21 protein-coding genes are annotated in these 24436 nt (G+C 31.8%); 19 read left to right on the forward strand and 2 right to left on the reverse strand.

Going from position 1 to position 24436, the window contains the following annotated elements:
- Positions 1-217: 217 nt before the first annotated feature.
- The 12 genes from ACF91D_RS11385 to ACF91D_RS11440 all read left to right on the forward strand — a co-directional run bounded on the left by ACF91D_RS11385 (position 218) and on the right by ACF91D_RS11440 (position 13640).
- Positions 218-1936, forward strand: a complete 1719-nt coding sequence (locus tag ACF91D_RS11385; protein ID WP_327620796.1) for an ABC transporter ATP-binding protein — start codon at positions 218-220, stop codon at positions 1934-1936.
- A 388-nt stretch (positions 1937-2324) separates the two neighbouring features.
- Positions 2325-3554, forward strand: a complete 1230-nt coding sequence (locus tag ACF91D_RS11390) for a NupC/NupG family nucleoside CNT transporter (protein WP_069792748.1) — start codon at positions 2325-2327, stop codon at positions 3552-3554.
- A 565-nt stretch (positions 3555-4119) separates the two neighbouring features.
- A complete protein-coding gene (locus ACF91D_RS11395) occupies positions 4120-4956 on the forward strand; it encodes a YitT family protein (RefSeq protein WP_327620795.1) in 837 nt (278 codons plus the stop codon).
- A 336-nt stretch (positions 4957-5292) separates the two neighbouring features.
- Positions 5293-6096, forward strand: a complete 804-nt coding sequence (locus ACF91D_RS11400; protein WP_327620794.1) for an ABC transporter ATP-binding protein — start codon at positions 5293-5295, stop codon at positions 6094-6096.
- A gap of 9 nt (positions 6097-6105) precedes the next feature.
- Entirely contained in the window at positions 6106-7107 is a 1002-nt protein-coding gene (locus ACF91D_RS11405) for a FecCD family ABC transporter permease (RefSeq protein WP_039069335.1), read from the forward strand.
- Positions 7104-8120 carry a FecCD family ABC transporter permease gene (locus ACF91D_RS11410; protein WP_039069334.1) on the forward strand — a complete coding sequence of 339 codons (1017 nt, stop codon included), beginning with the start codon at positions 7104-7106 and terminating at the stop codon, positions 8118-8120. Before ACF91D_RS11405 ends, ACF91D_RS11410 begins: the two co-directional genes overlap by 4 nt.
- Positions 8121-8408: 288 nt before the next feature.
- Positions 8409-9374 (forward strand): dihydroxyacetone kinase subunit DhaK, encoded by a 966-nt coding sequence (dhaK, locus tag ACF91D_RS11415; RefSeq protein WP_392437047.1) that lies wholly within the window; start codon positions 8409-8411, stop codon positions 9372-9374.
- Between the two features lie 31 nt (positions 9375-9405).
- The gene (gene dhaL, locus ACF91D_RS11420) at positions 9406-9984 is read left to right on the forward strand and encodes a dihydroxyacetone kinase subunit DhaL (RefSeq protein ID WP_039069332.1); all 579 of its coding nucleotides are present in this window, start codon (positions 9406-9408) and stop codon (positions 9982-9984) included.
- On the forward strand, positions 9984-10346 hold the full coding sequence (gene dhaM / locus ACF91D_RS11425) for a dihydroxyacetone kinase phosphoryl donor subunit DhaM (RefSeq protein ID WP_069792745.1): 363 nt from the start codon (positions 9984-9986) through the stop codon (positions 10344-10346). The genes dhaL and dhaM overlap by 1 nt, the downstream gene beginning before the upstream one ends.
- Before the next feature lie 155 nt (positions 10347-10501).
- Complete coding sequence (locus ACF91D_RS11430) at positions 10502-11002, forward strand: hypothetical protein (protein ID WP_039069330.1); 501 nt, start codon at positions 10502-10504, stop codon at positions 11000-11002.
- A gap of 394 nt (positions 11003-11396) precedes the next feature.
- Positions 11397-12464 (forward strand): YkvI family membrane protein, encoded by a 1068-nt coding sequence (locus tag ACF91D_RS11435; protein WP_039069329.1) that lies wholly within the window; start codon positions 11397-11399, stop codon positions 12462-12464.
- A 144-nt stretch (positions 12465-12608) separates the two neighbouring features.
- Positions 12609-13640, forward strand: coding sequence for an alpha/beta hydrolase (locus tag ACF91D_RS11440; RefSeq protein WP_327620793.1), 1032 nt, complete (start codon positions 12609-12611; stop codon positions 13638-13640).
- Positions 13641-14016: 376 nt separating this feature from the next.
- Here ACF91D_RS11440 and ACF91D_RS11445 read toward each other — a convergent pair whose 3' ends face one another.
- Positions 14017-14523 (reverse strand): GNAT family N-acetyltransferase, encoded by a 507-nt coding sequence (locus ACF91D_RS11445; protein WP_039069326.1) that lies wholly within the window; start codon positions 14521-14523, stop codon positions 14017-14019.
- Between the two features lie 121 nt (positions 14524-14644).
- Between ACF91D_RS11445 and ACF91D_RS11450 the strand changes: the two genes are divergently transcribed.
- The 5 genes from ACF91D_RS11450 to ACF91D_RS11470 all read left to right on the forward strand — a co-directional run bounded on the left by ACF91D_RS11450 (position 14645) and on the right by ACF91D_RS11470 (position 19518).
- Positions 14645-15562 carry an NAD-dependent epimerase/dehydratase family protein gene (locus ACF91D_RS11450; protein ID WP_069792744.1) on the forward strand — a complete coding sequence of 306 codons (918 nt, stop codon included), beginning with the start codon at positions 14645-14647 and terminating at the stop codon, positions 15560-15562.
- 12 nt (positions 15563-15574) lie between these two features.
- Entirely contained in the window at positions 15575-16249 is a 675-nt protein-coding gene (locus ACF91D_RS11455) for a response regulator transcription factor (RefSeq protein WP_069792743.1), read from the forward strand.
- Positions 16242-17270, forward strand: a complete 1029-nt coding sequence (locus ACF91D_RS11460; protein WP_039069321.1) for a sensor histidine kinase — start codon at positions 16242-16244, stop codon at positions 17268-17270. The genes ACF91D_RS11455 and ACF91D_RS11460 overlap by 8 nt, the downstream gene beginning before the upstream one ends.
- A gap of 609 nt (positions 17271-17879) precedes the next feature.
- On the forward strand, positions 17880-18497 hold the full coding sequence (locus ACF91D_RS11465) for a DUF47 domain-containing protein (RefSeq protein ID WP_017722596.1): 618 nt from the start codon (positions 17880-17882) through the stop codon (positions 18495-18497).
- 13 nt (positions 18498-18510) lie between these two features.
- Positions 18511-19518, forward strand: coding sequence for an inorganic phosphate transporter (locus ACF91D_RS11470; RefSeq protein WP_039069320.1), 1008 nt, complete (start codon positions 18511-18513; stop codon positions 19516-19518).
- A gap of 420 nt (positions 19519-19938) precedes the next feature.
- Here ACF91D_RS11470 and ACF91D_RS11475 read toward each other — a convergent pair whose 3' ends face one another.
- Complete coding sequence (locus ACF91D_RS11475; protein WP_039068845.1) at positions 19939-20745, reverse strand: LysM peptidoglycan-binding domain-containing protein; 807 nt, start codon at positions 20743-20745, stop codon at positions 19939-19941.
- Positions 20746-21208: 463 nt separating this feature from the next.
- On the opposite strand from ACF91D_RS11475, the gene ACF91D_RS11480 reads away from it, so the two are divergent.
- Both ACF91D_RS11480 and ACF91D_RS11485 read left to right on the forward strand, forming a co-directional pair.
- On the forward strand, positions 21209-21862 hold the full coding sequence (locus tag ACF91D_RS11480) for a Bax inhibitor-1/YccA family protein (protein WP_069792741.1): 654 nt from the start codon (positions 21209-21211) through the stop codon (positions 21860-21862).
- A gap of 340 nt (positions 21863-22202) precedes the next feature.
- A complete protein-coding gene (locus ACF91D_RS11485) occupies positions 22203-24353 on the forward strand; it encodes a helix-turn-helix domain-containing protein (protein WP_069792740.1) in 2151 nt (716 codons plus the stop codon).
- Positions 24354-24436 lie beyond the last annotated feature (83 nt).

The raw sequence follows: 24436 nt of genomic DNA on the forward strand, positions 1-24436 counted from the left end.
TTTATTGCAATAGAAATATTTTAGCATATTGTAAAGTTTAAATAAAATACATTCATAAAACCAATGCAATTATTGTATTGTCAAAAATAATTGTAAAAAATAAAATTGTGTTTACTTGGAATTTAAGTCACTAGCTATTATAATGTTATTCTGCTCATATTTATTTTTAGCATTAGCTTAAAAACATAAAAAATATAGGGATAGAAGAGGTAAAAATATGAAGCAAGAAAATCCATTATTCTATTTATTTAAAAAACTATCATGGCCCATTGGCCTTATCATTATTGCTGTATTTATTTCTTCATTGGGTAGTGTTACTGGACTTTTAGTACCACTTTTCACAGGAAAATTTGTAGATAAGTTTTCCTTTGAGAATATGAATTGGATGTTTATCGCAAGTTTTATTTTAATATTTATTCTTAATGCGCTACTTAGCGGTATTGGATTATATCTGTTAAGTAAAATTGGGGAAAAGGTTATATACGCGATTAGATCTGTATTATGGCAGCATATTATACATTTAAAAATGCCGTTTTTTGACCAAAACGAAAGTGGACAATTGATGAGTCGACTGACGGATGATACGAAAGTTATCAACGAATTTATTTCTCAAAAACTTCCTAATTTATTACCATCCGTATTAACGCTTTTAGGTTCATTGGTCATGTTATTTATTTTGGATTGGAAAATGACGTTAGTGACATTCATAACTATTCCAATTTTTGTGTTAATCATGTTCCCTTTAGGCAAAGTCATGGAAAAGATTTCTAAAAAAACACAAACTGAAATCGCTAATTTTAGTGGTCTGTTGGGCCGTGTTTTAACTGAAATGCGTTTAGTGAAAGTTTCGCATACGGAAGACTTAGAACTAAATAATGCACATAAAAACTTAAAAGAAATTTACTTTTTAGGACTAAAACAAGCTAAAATCACTGCCGTAATACAGCCTATTTCAGGTGTGATTATGTTACTTACAATCGCTATTATATTAGGTTTTGGTGCCATTAGAATTTCAACAGGTGCTATCACAGCAGGTACATTGATTGCTATGATTATCTATGTTATTCAACTAACAACGCCGCTCATCAATCTCTCAACACTTGTTACAGATTACAAAAAAGCTGTGGGTGCAAGTGGTCGTATTTATGAAATTATGGAAGAACCAACGGAAGCATTTTACTTAGAACAAAAAAACATGATTACTGATGGTAGCTTAGTATTTGAAAATGTTGACTTTAAATATGGTGTTAAGCCAATACTGAGCGACGTTAATTTTGAAATACCGCAGAGTAAAGTAACTGCATTTGTTGGACCTTCAGGCTCAGGAAAGAGTACTATTTTTAATATTATTGAGCGGATGTATGATATTGACCGGGGTGATATCAAATATGGTGGTGACTCCATTTATGATATTGAGTTAGGTGAATGGCGTACCAAAATTGGCTACGTGATGCAATCAAATTCAATGATGAATGGTACGATTAGAGACAACATATTATATGGTATTAATCGCGAAGTAAGTGAAGAAGAACTGATTCATTTTGCGAAATTGGCTAACTGTCACGAATTTATTGAACAATTTGAAGATGGTTACGATACCATGGTTGGCGAACGAGGATTGAAATTATCGGGTGGGCAACGACAACGTATTGATATAGCCCGTAGCTTTGTGAAAAACCCAGACATTTTATTATTAGATGAAGCTACAGCTAATTTAGATAGTGAAAGTGAAAGAAAGATCCAAGATGCGCTAGAAGAATTGATGGAAAATCGTACAACTGTAGTTATCGCACATAGATTATCTACTATTAAGAAAGCAGAACAAATTATTTTTGTTGATGCTGGTAAAGTAACTGGCAAAGGTACACATCAAGAATTGATTATGAATCATAAGAAATACCAACAATTTGTAAGCACACAAAATTTGACGAAGTAAGAAAAAGAGTAAAAAGTAAATGATGACTATGGATTTGTAGGCGTTTTCATAGTAGGATACGAATATTTAAGCTTAGATTGTGTACAAAAAGTGACGTTTATCGAACAATAAAATTGTTATTTTATATAAAGTACATGCATGCTATAATTATTGTGAATTATTAATAAACAGTGTTTTGAGAAAGTATAAATTATTAACAAAAATGAATTAACAAAACTAGGGATTAGGAATAATTAAGGTAAATGCATGGTTTAATGTTGTCTACGAACGCAAGTTTGTTTATGTCAGCAATATGCATTTACCTTTATTCTTCTGAATACATAGCTACATAATTACTTTCAAAAATTCATTGTTATCAATGATTTTAATAAGAAATGGTGGGTGTATTATGTTTTTAGTGATTAACATAATTGGATTGTTTGTGTTTTTAGGGATCGCAGTATTATTCTCTCGAAGCAAAAAGGATATTCAATGGAAATCAATTGCAATATTGGTTGTTTTAAACTTATTTTTAGCTTGGTTCTTTATGTATTTTCCGTGGGGAAAAACTGCGGTACAAACATTAGCTAATGGTATTTCTTGGGTAATTGATTCAGCACATGCAGGTACAGGCTTTGCTTTTTCTAGCTGGGTAAAACCAGGTGCAATGGACATGGCAGTAAGTGCACTGTTCCCAATATTATTAGTTGTTCCGTTATTTGACATTTTAATGTATTTCAATATTTTACCTAAAGTGATTGGTGGCATTGGTTGGGTATTAGCAAAAATCACACGCCAACCGAAGTTCGAGTCATTCTTTGGTATTGAAATGATGTTCTTGGGTAATACGGAAGCATTAGCAGTTTCAAATGAACAATTAAAACGTATGAAAGAAACTCGTGTTTTAACGGTAGCGATGATGTCTATGAGTTCTGTATCTGGCGCTATTGTAGGCGCATATGTTTCTATGGTCCCGGGTGATTTAGTATTAACTGCTATTCCATTAAATATAATTAATGCTATTATTATTTCATCCATATTAAATCCAGTTACAGTAGAAGAAAAGGAAGATATTATTTACACTATTCAAAGTAATGAATTAGAGCGTCAACCGTTCTTCTCATTCTTAGGTGACTCAGTATTAAATGCAGGTAAATTAATCTTAATAATTGTAGCGTTTGTTATTAGTTTCGTCGCACTATCTGATTTAATTGATCGATTAATTAATTTACTTACAAGTGTCATTGGTAGTTGGGCAGGCATTAAGGGCAGTTTTGGCTTAGATCAAATACTTGGTGCGTTTATGTATCCATTTGCGCTGTTACTTGGTTTACCATGGGACGAAGCTTGGATTGTTGCGCAACAGATGGCCAAAAAAATTGTTACTAATGAATTTGTTGTTATGGGTCAGATTAAAGATGTTGTTGAATCTTATTCACCACATAGACGTGCAGTCATTACAACATTCTTAATTTCATTTGCGAACTTTTCAACAATTGGTATGATTGTAGGTACATTAAAAGGAATTGTAGATAAGAAAACATCAGATTTTGTATCTCAATATGTACCGATATTATTACTTGCAGGTATTTTAGTATCATTGATGACTGCAGGATTTGTTGGACTATTTGCTTGGTAAGTTATAAATGAATTGTATAATTATTTTTGATTGAAATATATTAAATGACTAGATGTTTAAAAGTGTTTGTGCACGCTTTTGAATATCTAGTTTTTTTGTTCCTTATAGATATAACGTTACAGTTTGCTACAAATTATGTTCGTATCCATGAACCATTATAATTATAAAATGCAAAAAATTAAGCCAAGTAATTGAAGTGAGGAGACACATTCATCATTACTTGGCTTTTACGGGAAATGAATTAACTGTATATAAATAGTAAGGACTAGGTACTAAGTATATACTCGAGCAAAAATTGTTTTGTTTGTTACTATAAACAACACAAAGGAGATGGCTTCTTATTGGCTATCAATAAGAAGATAAATTTTATTATAGCAAAGAAGAATTAATAAGTAAACAGAAATTTCAGAATTTTTGAAAATTAATAAATTTTAATTTTATATAAAGGCATTACAATACAAATTAAATTTATTATAGAAAGGATTTTCTTTACATTCATGTTGTAGTATTTCCGATAATTTGCTAACATTCAATTGATTAGAGCAAAATCAAGGGGGTCCTGTGGGTGAATAAAACAGTACGAGATTTAATATTAGTTATTTTTGGGTCGTTCATTTTTTCAGCTGGGGTGAATACCTTTATTATATCTGCTGATTTAGGTGAGGGAGGCGTGACTGGTATAGCAATCGTACTCTACTATGCTTTTCACATTTCTCCAGGTATTACAAACTTTGTATTTAACGCCATTTTAATTGGGGTAGGTTATAAATTTTTAAGTAAACGAAGTATGTATTTAACGATTGTCGCAACGATTTTAATTTCTATCTTTTTAGAATTAACTGGAAGTTGGGAAATTAAAACGGGCAATATATTAGTTAATGCAGTATTTGGTGGTCTTTGTGTGGGACTAGGTATCGGTGTCATCGTGCTTGCAGGTGGTACTACAGCGGGGACTACAATATTAGCTCGAATCGCTAATAAATACTTAGACGTGAGTACGCCCTACGCATTACTATTCTTCGATTTAATTGTTGTAGCTATATCGCTGACTGTTATTCCAGTTTCTAGTGCATTGGTCACTGTGATTTCATTATATATTGGTACAAAAGTAATGGATTACGTAATTGAAGGTTTAAATACAAAGAAAGCAATGACAATTATTTCAAGCAAGCCTGATGAAATTGCTAAAGTTATTGATGAACAAGTAGGGCGTGGGCTTACTATTTTAAATGGACGTGGTTATTTCTCAAAAGAAGATAAAGACGTTTTATATGTTGTTATCACTAAAACACAAGTAACAAAAGCAAAACGTTTGATAAGAAAAATTGATGATAACGCATTTTTAGTTATTCATGACGTACGTGATGTATACGGTAATGGTTTTTTAATCGATGAACATTAACATAAAAAACTAAAAATTAAATAATAAAGTAAGCCTAATTTATTTGGAAAATTTCCATCATAAATTAGGCTTTTATTATAGCGAAAAATTGATCAAATAATAGAGAATGTCATAAGTTGAAAATATTATTTTTTAACTAAAAGCCTGTAAATATAACGAAATATGAGGGTCTGTTAAAAATAATTAATAGTCATTAGGTGTAAAAAATGATATAATATCATCTATGATAATGATTATCATTTACTTAAAGTAAATAGAAAATTCAACATGAAATAATATAAATTAATTGGGAAAATACACGATGTTATGCTTATTAATATAGGAAGAAGGGGAATTATGAATCGCTTAAAAGGAGAACAGGTCACTATAGGTTATGGAGAAAATGTCATTGTGGATAATTTAGATGTTAATATACCCGATGGCAAGATTACCTCTATTATAGGACCAAACGGTTGTGGCAAGTCGACATTACTTAAAGCGTTATCTCGACTCCTACCAATAAAAGGCGGAGAAATTAAATTAGATAACGAAAATATACACTCACAATCTACGAAAGAGATCGCTAAAAAAATTGCAATTTTACCTCAATCTCCAGAGGTTGCAGATGGCCTTACAGTTGGTGAATTAGTATCATATGGTCGTTTTCCGCATCAAAAAGGTTTTGGACGTCTATCTGCTGAAGATAAAAAAGAAATCGATTGGGCAATGCGTGTTACAGGTACTTATGATTTTAAATTACGGCCGATAAACGATTTAAGTGGAGGCCAACGACAACGTGTATGGATTGCAATGGCGTTAGCTCAACGTACAGATATTATATTCTTAGATGAACCAACAACATATTTAGACATCTCCCATCAGTTAGAAATATTAGAATTAATTACACAGCTTAATAAAGAACAAGGTTGCACGATTATTATGGTATTGCATGATATTAACCAAGCTGTTCGTTTTTCTGATCATTTAATCACTATGAAGAACGGCGATATTATCGCAAATGGTGACACTGAAGAAGTATTAACCAAAGACATATTAGAAAAAGTATTCAATATTGATGTTGAAATTAGTACAGACCCAAGAACTGGCAAACCAATGCTAGTGACGTATGATTTATGCAGAAAGAGCTATTCACAAGTTTAGGGGTAAATTATGACTACTAAGAGAAAAGGGAAATTAAGTTTTACAGCAACTTTTATCATAGCTGTATTATTATTAATTGGCGCACTAATCATCTCAATATTATTTGGTGATGCTAAAATTCATTTAGGCACAATTTTTGAAGCAGTGTTTAATTATGATTCTAAAAATCAACAACATAATATTATCAGTGAAATACGTATACCAAGAGATATCGGTGCAATATTAGTAGGCGTTGCGCTAGGTACTTCAGGTGCTGTCATTCAAGGTGTGACTAAAAATGGTTTGGCTGATCCAAGTTTAATAGGCTTAAACTCGGGGGCCTCATTTATGCTAGCGCTTACGTTTGCATTTTATCCTACTGCTCCTTTTTTAGTGATGATGTTTGCTGGTTTTATAGGTGCGTTGATGGGCGGGTTTATCGTATTAATGATTGGAAGATCAAGAAGTGATGGATTCAACCCGATGAGAATTATTTTGGCAGGTGCTGCTGTCAGTGCATTACTAACAGCATTAAGCCAAGGTGTGGCGTTATTATTTAGATTAAACCAAAGTTTAACATTTTGGAGTGCAGGTGGGGTATCTGGTACAACTTGGAATCAATTAGTTTGGGCAGCACCATTTATCATCATTGCACTTGTTATCATCATTTCAATGAGTAAGCAATTAACAATTTTAAATTTAGGCGAAACATTAGCTAAAGGTTTAGGCCAAAATGTGGCTTTCACGCGAGCTATTTCACTGATATTATCTATGATTTTAGCTGGTATTGCAGTTGCAATGGTAGGTCAAATTGCTTTTGTCGGCCTAATGGTGCCCCATATAGTGAGATACTTAGTGGGGACGGATTATGCTAGAGTGATACCTTTGACTGCTGTAGTCGGTGGTTTGCTATTACTAGTAGCAGATACGATTGCACGTATGTTAGGAGAAGCCCCAGTGGGAGCTATCATTTCCTTTATTGGTGTACCTTACTTCTTGTATTTAGTTAAAAGAGGAGGTCGCTTCTCATGATAGATCCAAAGTTAAGATATAAACAGTGGCTTACGATGATTATACTCTCGATTCTAGTCTTGCTAGCGTGTGCATGGAGTATTACTTCAGGAGAATATAAAATGTCTGTCGAGGCATTTTTCAAAACGTTGATTGGCCAGGGTGAATATACAGATACATTGATATTGATGGAATTTAGATTGCCGCGTATGATTATTACAATATTAGCTGGTGCTGCTTTAGCCATGAGTGGTGCAGTCATACAAAGTGTAACGAAAAACCCACTGGCAGAGCCTGGTATATTAGGTATTAATGCCGGAAGCGGATTTGTAATTGCTTTGTTTATAGTGGTAGGCCAGGTAGACGCAAGTAATTTTGTGTATGTTTTACCATTTATTAGTATGATAGGTGGCGTTTTAACAGCGCTTATTATTTTCTCGTTTAGTTATAATAAAGGAGAAGGTATTACTCCAGCGAGTATGGTACTTGTAGGTGTGGGGATGTCTACTGCACTTAGTGGTGGTTCATTAACACTAATGTCCACATTTGACGAAGACCAATCAGAATTCATAGCTTCTTGGCTTGCTGGCAATATCTGGGGTGATGAATGGGCGTTTGTAATCGCCTTTTTACCATGGATAATCGTATTAATACCATTCTTATTATTTAAAGCAAACGTCTTAAATTTATTAAATACACATCAGTATATTGCTCAAGGTGTTGGTGTCAAGATAGGCCGAGAACGTATCGTCTTATTATTAGTTGCAGTTGTGCTATCATCTGCGGCTGTTTCTGTAGCAGGGGCAATCGGATTTATTGGTTTGTTAGGACCACATATTGCTAAGTCGATTGTTGGTCCAAGGCATCAAATGTTCTTACCGATTTCAATATTGATAGGTGCTTTTTTGCTTGTGCTAGCAGATACTATTGGACAAGTGATACTACAACCATCAGGTGTTCCGGCAGGTATTGTAGTTGCTATAATAGGCGCGCCTTATTTCTTATACTTAATGTATAAAACGAAATCAGTATAATTTGTTTTAGTGCGAAAAGTATGTAAATTATAAAATTTCTACTTTACGTATTGTTTATAAAATAGAAAAAGCCAAAGATAAGAAGCATGAGATATATTTATATCTCGTGCTTTTTTTTGCGATTACTCATCTTTGCTAACAGTGTATTGCTACTATAAATCGGTTTTAGAAAATGTGAATAATGTCTCAATTTCTCACGTACAAATAAAATTCGCATTCATATGTTAGCGTTTGCATTTGTGTGTGGGGTATACTATAACTGAATAGTTTAAATAGGAGGTCGTTATTATGAAAAAATTAATTAAACAAAAAACGAATTTTTTGAATGATATGTTGGACGGGCTTTCAAAAACAAATAAGCAAATAGAAATTATTTCAGACACAGTCGTAGTTAGAAAAAATAAAAAAGAACAAGGAGTTTCTTTGGTTTCTGGTGGCGGGAGTGGCCACGAACCAGCTCATGCGGGGTATGTTGCCAAAGGTATGTTAGACGCCGCAGTTTGTGGAGAAGTATTTACTTCACCGACGCCAGATAAGATTCTTAGTGCCATAAAAGCTGTTGATAATGGTGATGGTGTATTACTAATAGTAAAAAACTATGCTGGTGATGTTATGAACTTTGAGATGGCGCAAGAAATGGCAGAAATGGAAGACATTCAAGTAGCAACTGTCATCGTAAAAGATGATATTGCAGTGGAAGACGAAGCACAACGTCGAGGTATAGCTGGCACAGTGATTGTTCATAAATATGCAGGATATTTGGCAGAAAAAGGGCTATCGCTAACAGAGATTAAAGATAAAGTAGAAGATTTATTACCTAAAATAAAAAGTATCGGTATGGCATTAACAGCACCTATGGTTCCAACTACTGGACAGTATGGATTTGATATTGAAGAAGATGAGATGGAAATCGGCGTGGGTATACATGGTGAAAAAGGATTGTCTAGAGAAAAGGTTGAACCTGTGAATCAAATTGTAGAGCGATTAATACAAGTTTTGCTAACAGAAGTTGAATCAGATGAGCTCATTGTAATGGTAAATGGCATGGGCGCAACACCTCTATCTGAACTTAATATTGCCGCAAAATATGTCGGTGAAAATTTAGAACAAAAGAGTAAATCGATTGCTCATTGGCTAGTTGGAGATTACATGACTGCTTTAGATATGCAAGGTTTATCATTAACATTTGTACCCTCTTCAGAAGAATTGTTAGTAGCGTTAACTGATACAACAGAAAGTCCGTATTTTCATTAAAATAAAGTAATTATAAAAGGAGCGAAAATATATGAATGTCGCTGAACTAAAAGAAAGATTATTGAAATTAGTAGATGTGTTTGAAGAGAAAGAAGAATTACTAACAGAATTAGATAGAGCAATCGGTGATGGTGACCACGGAGTGAACATGGTTAGAGGTTTCAAAGCGTTACCAGATAATATTGACGATAGTTCTATGCAAAGTTTACTAAAATCTACAGGTATGACACTTATGTCTAACATTGGTGGCGCTTCTGGTCCATTATATGGCTTTAGTTTTGTAAAAATGTCACAAGTAGTATCAGATGAAATAGATCGTTCGAATTTGCAAGCGCTTTTAAAAACTTTTTCAGAGGCAATTGCTCAAAGGGGTAAAGTAACGTTAAATGAAAAAACGATGTATGACGTAATTGAACGCGCAAACCAAGCTATACAAGAAGATGAATCGTTAACAAGAGAGACATTGCAATCCTACGCAGATTTAACCAAAGATATCGAAGCGACTAAAGGTAGAGCTGCGTATTTCAAAAAAGATTCTTTAGGACATGTTGACCCTGGAGCTCAAAGTAGTGTTTATATCTTAAACGCGTTGATTGGAGATGATTCATAATGACAAATATAGTGATAATTAGCCATAGTAAAGAAATTGCAGAAGGTACACAAGCATTATTAAACCAAATGGCTGGTGATGTTAACGTAATTGTGCAAGGTGGCGTTGATGGTAAAATTGGTACATCGTATGATCATATTCAAGCATTAATAAACGAATTAACAGATGATGCATTATGTTTTTATGATATAGGTTCTGCTGAAATGAATTTAGATTTAGCGATTGAAATGTATGAAGGTGATCAACGCATTGAAAAAGTAGAAGCACCAATTGTTGAAGGTAGCTTTACTGCAGCTGTGAAATTATCTGTAGGAAGTTCCATAGAAGAAACTTTGGAAGAATTAAATAAAACGTTTGGTTAAATAGTGTTATTTGTTTTACTATGTTAAATATAATTTAAAATGAAGTTCTCAACTAATATAGCAAAAAATTTCTTTTTTATAGGAATATTTAAATGAATTGTGGTAAAATGAAAATTAATTGTAATAGAAATCTGGATATCTAGGAGGACATTGCCATGAAGGATTTAATATTAAAGCATGTCTTAAACGGCGAATTTGAGTCAGTCAAACGTTTAATGTCCCAAACAGATTTTATGGAATTTGAAGAAGTATACATTTCAAGCGCACATGAAGCAGAAAACATTATGTTTTATACATGTATTTTAGATATGATGAAAGTAGAAGAAACTGCAGAAATGCATGACTTAGCTTTTCTATTATTAGTCTATCCATTAAGTGATCTTCAGGGTGCTTTAGATTCTGCTTATTATCATGCTGAGTCATCCATAAAACTTACTGAGGGCAAAGAAGTAAAAAGTTTGTTACAAATGTTATTGTTACATGCAGTTCCTGAACCAGTCATTTCTGATAAAAAGGCATTTGAAATTTCACGCCAAATACTTAAATTGGACCCAACTAACAGTGTTGCACGTAATGTTCTAAAAGAAACAGCTAAACGTATGGATAACGTAGTTGTTGACTTTAACGAACTTAATCGTTTTAAAAATGCACACTAATAACAAAATCGTCATAGTTGAACAATCATAATTATTAGAACTTGACAAAATAATACATTAAAGTGATTTACTAAAGAATCGAAATATACATGTTAAAAGGTGTATCTATTTTGATTCTTTTTATTTTATTTTTTGGAATTTTACACACTATTAAAGCATACCTTTAGTAATGTATAAAATTGCAAAAATAAAATTAAGATAACTATAAATATGCAATAGCTATAATAAAATTCGTTATATTTAAAGAATATAATGAATGATTAAAAATAGCATTTAAATTATTGAGTATTATTGAGAGCAATCAAAAGTGTAAAATTTTATGTTGTGCAGTTGCAAAAAATAATCAGTAAGTTATAATAATGCAATGTGTTAACTATGAGGAGGTTAAAATAACATGGGGTTGAATAAAGAAGCTATAAAAATTGGTTTCGCTTATGTCGGTATCGTTGTAGGTGCTGGCTTTTCAACAGGACAGGAAGTTATGCAATTTTTCTCACCATATGGCCTATGGTCATATATTGGGGTTATACTTTCTGGTTTAATATTAGGCTTTATAGGTCGACAAGTTGCAAAAATCGGTACTGCGTTTGATGCGCAAAACCACGAATCAACTTTAGACTATTTGTTTGGTGATAAGTTCAGTAAACTTGTAGACTATTTGCTTATCTTTTTCTTATTTGGCATTTCAGTCACAATGATTGCTGGAGCAGGATCAACATTCCAAGAAAGCTTTAATGTGCCAACATGGTTAGGCGCATTGATTATGGTTATTGCAATTTATATTACATTATTGATGGATTTTAATAAAATTGTTAGGGCGTTAGGCATTGTTACACCCTTCTTAATTATTTTGGTTGTAATCATTGCTGCGTATTATCTTTTTAACGGTAGTATTTCGATAGGTAAAGTAAACGAAACTGTACCAGAAGCTAGCTTATGGTTAGGTATATTAAAAGGAATTAACTATGGCGGACTTGCATTCGCAGTAGGTTTTAGTACGATTGTAGCTATCGGCGGTGATGCTTCTAGACGTAGAGTGTCGGGGGCTGGGGCATTGTTTGGCGGTATTGTTTATACAATATTATTAGCGTTGATTAACTTTGCGCTACAGTCTGAATTCCCAAAAATTGAGAATGCTGATATTCCTATGCTGACATTGGCTAATGGAATAAATCCTTGGATTGCACTTGTATTATCAGTTATTATGTTAGCTGTTATGTATAATACAATTCTTGGCTTAATGTATTCATTTGCCGCTAGATTTACAGAACCATATAGTAAAAAATATCATATATTTATTGTAATTATAATGGTTGTAGGTTATGGTTTAAGTTTTGTAGGTTTCGCAGGTTTGATTAACTTCTTATATCCAATAATGGGTATTGTTGGACTTGTTGTTGTAATCGGTGTGTTAATCAAATACTATAGCAGAAAACGTCAAAATAAAAAGTTCATAGCATAAATTATTTGTTCTATTAAAATAAGAAATATAAACTCAGCTTGTACAATTTATGCAAGCTGAGTTTTTAATAATTTCGACAATTTATAAACACTACTGTGCACTAGTTAATTATGGTACAATGCATTTCGAAAGGGAAGGTAATGCATGAAGAAAAAACATAAATGGACAATAATTACTTTAAGTATTGTTATTGTAGTAGCAATCTTGACTGCGCTGTTATTAAAACAACAGTATGACCGTCAACATTCACAAGAAATTAAAGAGAAAGTACAAATTAACAATAAAAATGTAAATGCATTTACAAATATAACTTATGGTACTGGCACGCCTAATAGTAGGTTAGATATATTAACGCCTACGGAATTAGATTCAGATAATAAGTTGCCTGTAATTTTTTGGATGCATGGTGGAGGTTTTATCGCAGGTGATAAACAGTATAAAAACCCACTATTATCGAAAATTGCAGAGCAAGGCTATATTGTAGTAAATGTTAATTATGCGCTTGCACCAGATAATAAATACCCAACGCAGCTACATCAAATTGACCAAGCTGTAAAATTTATAAAGCGTAATAAGCATGAATTACCTATGGATTTTGATCAAGTTATTTTTGGAGGAGACTCTGCGGGGGCACAATTATCTAGCCAATACACAGCAATTCAAACAAATAAATCATTAAGAGAAGATATGTCATTTGAACAACAATTTGAGGCAGATCAATTGAAGGCAGCAATATTTTTCGGTGGCTTTTATGATATGAAAACAGTGAAAGCTACTGAATTTCCGAGAATACAACTTTTTATGGAAAGTTATACTGGAAAACGTGATTGGGAACAACAATTTAAATATATTAGTGAAATGTCTACGATAAATCAGGTTACTAAAGATTACCCACCAACGTTTTTATCTGTAGGTGACGCGGATCCGTTTTACAGCCAAAATATATCATTTTATAAAAAGTTGAAGACTTTAGATGTTCCAGCGGATAAATTATTTTTTGATGGTTCTCATAATTTGAGACATCAATACCAATTTCATATGGATTTACCTGAATCACAACAAAATATAAAAGATGTCTTGAGATTTTTAAGTAGAAATACAAGTTCTTCAGGTGTTGAAACAAATGTTAGCGAAGAAACGACGAATCCTAATGGTATTGAATTAAACCCTTATTAAAACATGAGGGGACATTAGGTTCTATTTGTAATTTTTGATAAGCACTTGTAATTTTAAATTACTAGGGTGTTAATATGAGAGTGAGTTAAACGTAGATAGTATAGTTATTAATTTAATTTCAAAAATTGAGTACATTCTAGCTGTAAAAAAGGAGTGGGATAGAAATCATATTTTTTAGTAATGATTTTATCATCCCACTCCTTTTAAATTTGAAGCTACAAGTTAAACGAGGTCAACTATTAATGCTTATAAAAGAGATTTGTATTTTGAATTTCAACATCCAAAAGATTATATGACAATATTGTTATTTGGGTCTTTGTTCATTTACAATGTAACTATAAGTATGACGCGTTTAAATATTATGCTTAGAGGTAGATTAAAGTAATAACTTGGCCATTACATATTTGTTGTAGTATCTGCCATCGATGTATAGTTTATCACGAAGTTCACCTTCTGTTTGGTAACCGGCAGTTTTAAATAATTCAACAGCTGTAGTATTTTCGGGTACAACTGTTGCTTCTATACGACGAATGTTATGGTTTAAGCACCATGCCTCTACAGAATTAATTAAAGATTGACCTAGTCCTTTTTCTCTGTAGTGTCTAATGACGCCCATTGAAAAATGAGCTTCATGACGTGTGCGTTCAAAATCTTCTGTCGTTACGATTGCAAAGCCGACGAGCTCGCCATTATTTTCAGCGATATAAATGGCATTGGAAGGCGATGTAATATAGTGTTCTAGGTTCGAAAGCGCATCGTTATTAGACGGCGCGTATTCTCCTGGATTGTATATTAAATAATCAGATTCATCATAAATTGTCGTTAATAATTTAACAAATGGATCTACATCATTGATACCGATTTCACGTATTTGATGAACCATGTGTGTCCACTCCTTATTTCTATTTTGCTGATGATTAGTTATAGTATAACTTAACATCATTAGCGTGATATTACTAGGACATATTTATGTTGAGCTAAACTAATGCAAAGGAAGTATAATTATGAAACCTAACATTTTATTGGCAGGTGTTACAGGATATATAGGTAAAAATTTAATTCAACATATAAAAAATGATGCTAATTTATATACATTATCAAAATATCCTAAAGAAGAAGATTTTAAAGCGGTGACATGGTTAAAAAAAGATATTTATAATTATTTAGATGTTGTATCAGCGATGAAAGATATGCATATAGCCATTTATTATTTAGATCCAACTAAACATTCAGCAAAATTAACACAGGCCACAGCAAGAGATTTGAATTTAATCGCTGCAGATAACTTTGGACGGGCAGCTGCTAAAAATGGCATAAGTAAAATTATTTATATTAGTGGAAGTAGATTTGATTATGAAACTGTACAACGTTTGTCGGCACATGGTGTCTTCGTTGAAAAAACAGCAACAACTGTATCACGTCCACATGTGTCAGTGGAACTTCAATCTTCTAAATACGATGACGTTCGTAGCGCTTTAAGCATGCAACTTCCTATGAATTGGACACTAGAACAAATGGTTGAGTACTATTTTAAATGGTTAAATGAAACTAAAGGAACCTTACTGCACACATACAAAGATGAAGGTAACTATGTAATATATATTAAAGATAAGGCTAAGCCTATTCTTATTTTTAATAAAATGCAAATAGAGGATGATATTATTTCATTATATTTGGTGGGTGGTACACTAGTAAAACCCAATTTATTGAAACAAGGTAAACTAGAATTTCGCAGACTCAAAGATACGCAAACTGTAGTGGTACATTTATATGATTATATACCTAAACTTGTTTGGCCGGTGTACTATTTGGTCCAGTCACCATTCCAAGGATTGATGATGAGAGGGTTTGAAATAGATTGTCGAATAAAGCACTTTAACGGGAGAATTCAGTCAGGCGAAGATATAAAATATACTAAATAAAGTGGTGATGACGTGGATATTTTGTTAGTAGAAGATGATATGACATTGTTTAAAGAATTAAGCGAAGAATTAGAACAATGGGATTTTAAAGTTTATGGTATTGATGACTTTAGTAATGTAATGGCTAAATTTGAAATGGTCGATCCTGCCATCATTATTATGGATGTGAAATTACCTAAATATGACGGTTTTTATTGGACTAGGAAAATTAGAGATATATCTAATACGCCAATTTTATTCCTGTCGTCGAGAGACAATCCAATGGATCATGTGATGAGTATGGAATTGGGCGCGGATGATTATGTTCAAAAACCATTTAATACGAGTATATTAATTGCCAAATTACAAGCGATTTATAGACGTGTATATCAATTTAGCTTAGAAGAAAAGCGTGTCCTTACTTGGCAAGATGCAACTTTAGATTTGTCTAAAGATAGTATTAGTAAAGATGAAGCGCAGATTTATTTATCCAAAACAGAAATGATTATTTTAGAAATGTTAGTTAAGAAGCAAAATCAAATTGTCACGAGAGACACATTGATAACTGCGTTATGGGATGACGAGGCGTTTGTTAGTGATAATACGTTAACGGTTAATGTGAACCGTTTAAGGAAAAAATTAGCTGACATTGATATGAATGATGCAATTGAGACGAAAATAGGTAAAGGTTATATGGCTCATGGATAACTTTAAGTGGATATATATTTTTTTAAGGTCACGTATATATTGGATTTTATGGTTTATCTTTTTAAACTTTATCACCTTGATTATTGCTTATTTAGATTATGATATTAGTGTAGGGAGTACATATTATATTATTATTTTGAATCTAGGTATTTCAATATTGTTTTTATCGTTCACATTTTTAAAGGAAATAAAATTTTTTAAACACTTAGATGAGAATATAGAACCTGAGGCGTTAAAGCATAAATCATTAGCAGATACGCCTTTACAGCAAGAAGTGGTTGATTATTTACACGACCAAATTATAGCTCAAAAATCATTAGTTACGCGTCAGCAAAAGCAGATTCAATCCACTGAAGCCTCATTAACAGATTTTGTACATGATATTAAAACGCCTGTAACAGCAATGAAGTTATTAATAGAAAAAGAACAAGATACTACTAGAAAAAATGCACTTTTATATGAATGGACACGAATAAATGACATGTTAGATAGACAGTTATTTTTAACGCGTTTAGAATCACAAAATAAAGACATGTATTTTGAACATGTGGCGCTGAAACGTCTTGTTATTGAAGAAATACAAATCACTCGATATATCAGCCAGTCTAAAGGCATTGATTATGATTTGGATTTTGAGGATGACTATAAAGTATACACAGATGCTAAATGGTGCCGAATGATGATTAGACAAATTTTATCAAATGCCGTTAAATATAGCGAAGAAAGTACAATTCATGTCCATGCTTATGTAGATCAAGGTCATACAGTTCTTGAAATTAGAGATGAAGGTAAAGGGATAAGTGCTAAAGATTTACCACGTATTTTTGAAAAAGGTTTTACTTCCACTACCGATCGTAATGAAACGTCAGCTTCTGGGCTTGGCTTGTACCTTGTCAATCATGTGAAAGAAAAGTTAGGTGTCCATGTATCTGTTTCTTCAGAATTGAATGTAGGGACAACTATGAAATTTATTTTCCCTAAGCAAAATGAATTGATATCAAGATTATCTGAAAATATATAAAATTAATGAGTGACTGCAAAAATATAATAATAAATGTATAGGCATTATGAATTGTGTTAGCTAATACGTATTTAGAACCTGAGAAGATTGTTTATTTCTTGGGTTCTTTTTGTTTTTAACATTATATGGTGGATAGATATGTATTTAAAATTATTTATAAAAATATTTGCAAATTAGTGAAAAAAGTTGTTGAATACAAATAATAAATATGCAATCATATTCAAGGTGAGTTTAATATGAAATAGTTATTAAAATTAATTCAATCTGATAGGTTACAATTCCTAAATATGCGACTATGATTAATAACAATAAAAGTAGTAAAATTTTGTTAATTTTACGAAAATGTAATATTAAGAATTTGTAAATGCAATTGTAGGATTGTAAATTTTATGCTATTTTCAAATAAGGATAAATCAACATTTATGAGATTTTTTAACCAATAGAAGCAAATACTCATTTACACAATTTTAACAATAACTATAACAATAAAAAATGATGAGTGAATTGTAAATCTTGTGAATCTTAATTTATCTTAATTATTGGTATTTAAATTTTTTAAATTTATTGAAGGTGGTTGGGGACAATCGCTGTAAATGGAGGATTTTTTGGATGTTTAACAAGAAAAAAGATAAGTTCATGGTGAAATTAGAAGAAATGGTGTTCAATTTAGACAGAGCAGCAATTGAATTTGGAAAAATGGATTTTAATACACACTTAGATTTAAAAGCATACTCTGATAATATTAAAACATATGAGTCACATGGTGATGAATTAATGCATCAAGTGATTTCAGACTTAAACCAAACTTTTATCACACCAATCGAACGTGAGGATATCCTCTCTTTATGTAACGCAATTGATGACGTATTAGACGCAATTGAAGAAACTTCAGGAATGTTTGAAATGTATTCTATTGAATATACTGATGAATACATGGCTGAGTTTGTAGATAATATTCAAAAAGCTATTGCAGAAATGAAATTAGCTGTTGGCTTATTAGTAGATAAAAAATTATCACACATGCGTATTCATTCTATTAATATTAAAGAGTTTGAAACAAATTGTGATGGTATTTTACGTCAATCAATTAAGCATATTTTTAATAGTGAAACAGACCCAATCACATTAATTAAAATAAAAGAAATATATGAAAGCTTAGAAGAAATTGCAGATAAGTGCCAAGCCGTAGCAAATAACTTTGAAACTATAATAATGAAAAATAGCTAAGGAGTCCTAACTTATGGAATATATTTTGATCATCACAGTAGCTATTGTTATTTTTTCACTCATATTTGACTTTATCAATGGTTTCCATGATACAGCCAATGCTGTTGCTACTGCTGTTTCAACGCGTGCCTTAACTCCTAGAACGGCTATACTTTTGGCATCTGTTATGAACTTTATCGGTGCTTTAACGTTTACTGGAGTTGCAGGGACAATAACTAAAGATATCGTAGACCCATTTAAATTAGAAAATGGTCTAGTTGTAGTGTTAGCAGCTATTATTGCTGCAATTTTCTGGAATTTACTAACTTGGTATTATGGTATACCGAGTTCATCTTCTCATGCATTGATAGGTTCTATCGCTGGTGCGGCAATTGCTTCACAAGGTTCATTTGCCGTATTACATTATCAAGGTTTTACAAAAATCATAATCGTGTTACTTTTATCACCAGTTATTGCATTCTGCGTAGGGTTTATTATGTACTCTATTGTAAAAGTAGTATTTAAAAATGCGAACCTTACAAAAACTAACCGTAACTTTAGATTCTTCCAAATTTTTACAGCGTCTTTACAATCATTTTCACATGGTACGAATGATGCTCAAAAATCAATGGGGATTATTACATTAGCTTTAATTGTTGCGGGTATTCAAACCGGTTCTAGCGTAGAACCGCAATTATGGGTTAAAGTTTCTTGTGCTACTGCAATGGGATTAGGTACGGCTGTTGGTGGTTGGAAAATTATTAAAACAGTTGGTGGTAATATTATGAAAATAAGACCAGCTAATGGTGCTGCAGCAGATTTATCATCTGCGTTAACTATATTTGTGGCATCATCACTACATTTCCCACTATCTACAACACACGTAGTTTCTTCATCTATCTTAGGTGTGGGATCTTCTAACCGTATTAAAGGTGTTAAGTGGAATACAGCGCAACGTATGATTGTTACATGGGTTATTACATTACCAATTTCTGCAATAGTTGCAGCATTGATTTATTATATTATTAATTTTTTCTTATAATTTAAGATAAAGCAATCCAAAAGCGGCTGAGTCAAATTAATTGTCTCAGCCGTAATTATTTTATAGCAGTAGTTTTAAAGGCACTTTTCTTAATTTATTGAGTTAGTGGTTATTACACATGAGCTTTTACTCAGACGTTCTACTTATAAAAATTAGTATTACTTATGTAAGAGCTCCAGTTCTCTTTATAAGTACATCCAGTTAATGGAACTTAAACTTGAGTATTGGTTAAAACAAATCTATTAACCTTATCTAATAGCTTTCAGTCTCACGCTGTTTGATTCAAATATAGAGCGCTAGGAAATGATAAATGGTTAGAGTTCGTGAGCACAAAATAATAGCCTGAGACATTTATGTCTCAGGCTATTATTTGATTTATTTTACTACTGTCATCGTTTCATTCGCATAATAAGTTTATAATTAATGAATATAATTATAACTTGAAGCTTGTGATGCAGGGATTGTACGATAATCAACAGTACCTGGAGGCGTATTGTAATTCATTTCTGAAATTAAAATACTACCATCTGGATTTACTTGTTCTACGTAAGCAACGTGTCCAATAGGTCCTTCATAATTTTGCATGATTGAACCAGCTGTAGGTGAATTATTTACAGTATAACCATCTGCAGCAGCATTGTTTGCCCAATGATCTGCATTCCACCAGTAAGTGCTAATTGGTCGATCAGTTTCTGCTCTACGATTAAATACGTGCCAAGTACATTGTCCCCAATCGTATAAGTTAGCATCACTTGCTGATGATCCACCTGTGTTCGTGTTTGGTGTTTCTGTTGAGCTTCCGCCCGCACCACCAGTTCCTGTTGCACCAGGGATTGTTAATGTTTGATTAGGGTAGATGATGTAACCATTTAAATTGTTGGCTGAAACAATTTCATCAACTGAAACGCCGTATTTATTTGCAATGATATTTAAAGACTCACCAGATTGTACAGTGTGACTTGATCCACCTGAAGCAGCGTTTGAAGATGATTCTTGTCCCTGAGAACCGCTTCCGCCAATTTCGATGACTTGTCCTGGGAATACAATGTTATTATTAATGTTATTATTTTGTTTAATTTCATCAATTGAAACACCGTATTGCTGTGAAATTGACCATAGTGACTCACCAGATTTTACTGTATGCTGTGTTGATGCATCAGCTTCATGATTTGCTATGAATGCTGCTGCACCTGAAGCAGCTGTTACTGCAAATGCTAACTTTTTCAAAAAAACTCCTCCTTCAATGCCTATGTCTAACAGTGATTATTGAAATAAATACATGTCGTTAGTTTTTTTAATCTCAATTCACGTTTCATACTAACAAAAATCATTTGCTTTGTGTACGTTGTTATAAAGTTGTAATATTATTAATATTTAGTGTTTCACTGAGGATTGTTCGATAAATGCCTTTGTACAGGAGTTTATAAGCATGTGTTACATTTCACTTGTAATTAACTTTATTTGAAATGTAACATTAACTATTAACAAAAATAGTGATTTTAACATTAAAATTGTTAGAAAATACATTCATCATGTTTGCTAATCAATGAAACAGTGAACATTAAAGTATTAATAAATGCAATCGTAGGACATTGTGAAAATTTACATGCTATACATATATCCCATAAATGTTATGATTAAACGCATATTATTTTTATAAATAGTTCTATAATGAGAAGGAGTGAGTAAATTGGCTGAATCAACACAACATGTTAATAAGCAACAAAAACAATCTAAATCACAGTCGCATGCTTATAGTAAAGTATGGCTATTCTTTATGTACTACTGGATTATTTTTGGTATTGGCTGCTATTTTGGACAATTCTTACCTATGGAATGGAGAAAACCACTTTCATTCGTACTTCTTGCCTTGGTACTGATTACGGTTATCTTTAATCGGGCACGTAAATACGGTTTAGTAATTTCCCATATTTACGCAATCGTTGTAGGTTTATTATCTTATGCAACGTTCACCGCATATTTACAAAATTTAGGACCAGAGGTATTTTTCAAAAATATCATTTTAGCAATTTCAGCGTTTATTGTTTTTGGTATTATCGGCTATTTCTTAATTGGTAATGCGGCTAGTATGGGAAAATATTTATTTGTTACTTTAGTTGCACTTATTATAGCAAGTTTAATCGGTATGTTTATACAAAATCCAATTTTCCATACGATTATAACTGTAGTAGGCTTGTTACTATTTCTACTCTATACACTGTACGATTTTAATCGTATGAAGCGTGGACAATTTTCTCCAAGGGAAATGGGCTTTAATTTATTTGTGAATCTGTTGCATATCATCAAGTATGTATTAAGACTTGCAACTAAGTTTAGAAAATAATAAAATTTTAATATTCAATTTGATGAAGACACCTTCAAAAATACCTTGTGAGATGAGAGGTTTTTTGAAGGTGATTTTTTTATCTGATGGGATTCTTTGATAAAACAACATTTTAAAATTTTAAAAAATACAATGCAACATTTTTAAAATTGAGTTTAATTAATGAAAAAAGTTGACAAAATTATTTGTTTTATACAAAATTATTTGTTTTATACAAAATTATCTAAAGATAAAAAATACTTATTTAAATAATTAAGATATAAAGTGCCAACTTTAGCATTTATGATAGAGTGACATTTTAATGCATAGCGTATGACAATTATTTGAAAGAGGTTAAATTATGAAAGCGCAGTGCTTAAATATTATTTCTATGGATAATTATCCTACGAAACGTGTGGCGGATGGTTTACTACTAATACTTCCTTTAAAAGGAATCACAGAAATACAACATTTTATAACAGATATAAAAGTTGAAAATGACTTATTTATAATTAATAATTCTGAAATATTTACAATAAAAAGAAATGAAAAAGCGATTAAATTATATATTGCTAGTGATTGGTTTTATGATCGTGGCTATGATTTTTTTGCGTATCAATATACTTCAAATTTAATCCAATCTTCCAATGCGTTATTCCAATCTATACTCAGTTTAACGCAACGTCAGTTAAATCAAACGTTGACTAAAGTATTATTTGAGTCCTACATGAATAATATTGTCGATATTATTGCTTCTGAAGCAAAAGTCGATATAAAATATTTAAAACAACAAACAGACTACTCATTTTATGGTATTACTGGTGAAATGCTAGATTACGTTAATAACCATTTAGATAAAAAATTAACATTAAAAGAAATTGCTAATAAGCTTTTTATTTCTCAATCAAATATATCATCACAATTTTATAATACATTAGGTATGAGCTTTAAAACGTATATAGATACTTTAAAACTTTCAACATCGATATCCACTTTGTTAACGGGAAAATCTACGATTAGTGAAGTGTCTGATCAGTATGGTTTTAGTAGTTCTGCTAGCTATAGTAAAAAATTCAAACACTATTTTGGTCATTCGCCAAAGGATTATCGTATGCTTTCGAAATTAGATAAATCATTTCCTTTTACGACAGAAGATTACACTGCGAGTTCGATAGTTGAGATTCAGAATATAATAACGGAGCGACTTAACAAACTCAATGTTCAAAATAATTATATATGCATTGATTTACAGCATATTAATGAATCTACTAACGATACTATTGTAATCCAAATTCATAATATAAAAGAGTTTCATAACTTGTTTGCGAATAAAAGTATGAGCTATCTATTTGAAGGTACACAAAAGGTTGTTGTTTATTGCATGATAGATCCAAGAAAGTTACAAGAAACATTTATGGATGAAGCTTATGGCTTTATTAACTTCGTTTATCATGCAAATGTAAATTTAGCATTTCAAATCACAAATAGTGATGACGTGAATATTTATATCGATCAAATTTATAGTCAATATCAAACTTATTTACAAGCACACCCTGAATTATCAGAAAAACATATGCATTCAGTGAGCTATATCTTTAACGCTGAGACTATGCCTATCAAAGAAATTTATCGTAATATTATTAAAATTCAGCAGTACAGAGAACATGTGAAATTTGGTATTGATATTACACACTTATTCAATAACCCTGAATGTTTTAAATTGATGGAAAAACAGATGAAACGTATAGGTTTTGATTATTTCTTTGTTGATAATCATAAATTGGCATCGCCTTATTTGAGTGAAGATCATGAAGATTTGCTTACAAAACAAGTATTTAAATTCAGTAATATTAGAAAAATTATGAACGATATGGAATTAGAAGAAAGAGCGTACTTTCTTTTGAATGTGCATAATAATTACTTGTTGAATGACGATAATATGGAAATTATTGAAAGTCCACCATTGCTTATGGGTATGTTTAAACAGATGCGTGAACATTTTACTGGTGTAGGGATAGATTTATTCCAGCAACAAGGTGAGAAAAATGCATTGTATTTATATGATCAAAAAGGTTTCCGCTCCGTTCTTGGTAATATGTATGAAAGAATAATGGAGAAAATGAGATACGAAGTGAAAGATTTTGAATATTATACTATTGTGAACCAACCAGAGAAAATTTCGATTTTTGTAAATGATTGGCGCATAGGTGAGAGTGAAACTGCAGAATGTGAGCCACAAAATATTCAAATACATTTAAATTTTAAAGATAAGGCTATGAAACGTCCATATATTATTTTTTATGAAAAAATAAATAGCACATTTGGAAATATCAATGGTATTATTGCACCATCTTTAAGAATTGAACATACATGGTCAGATGAATTAATCAGTAAAATCGACGATTATAATAAACCGCATTTCAGTGTTATGCAGCATCATTTTGAAGAAGAGAATTTGATCATTGATTTAAATTATAATACGGTCCACATCATTGATATTTATAAAAATTAAAAAGACATGATATTATACCTTTTTAAATAATATGCGTAGCAAAATTCAATTTATCGTTATTCGTAATTTTGACAAATCAATAA

Source organism: Staphylococcus sp. 231237_7MaSpsaltlick (assembly GCF_043107035.1).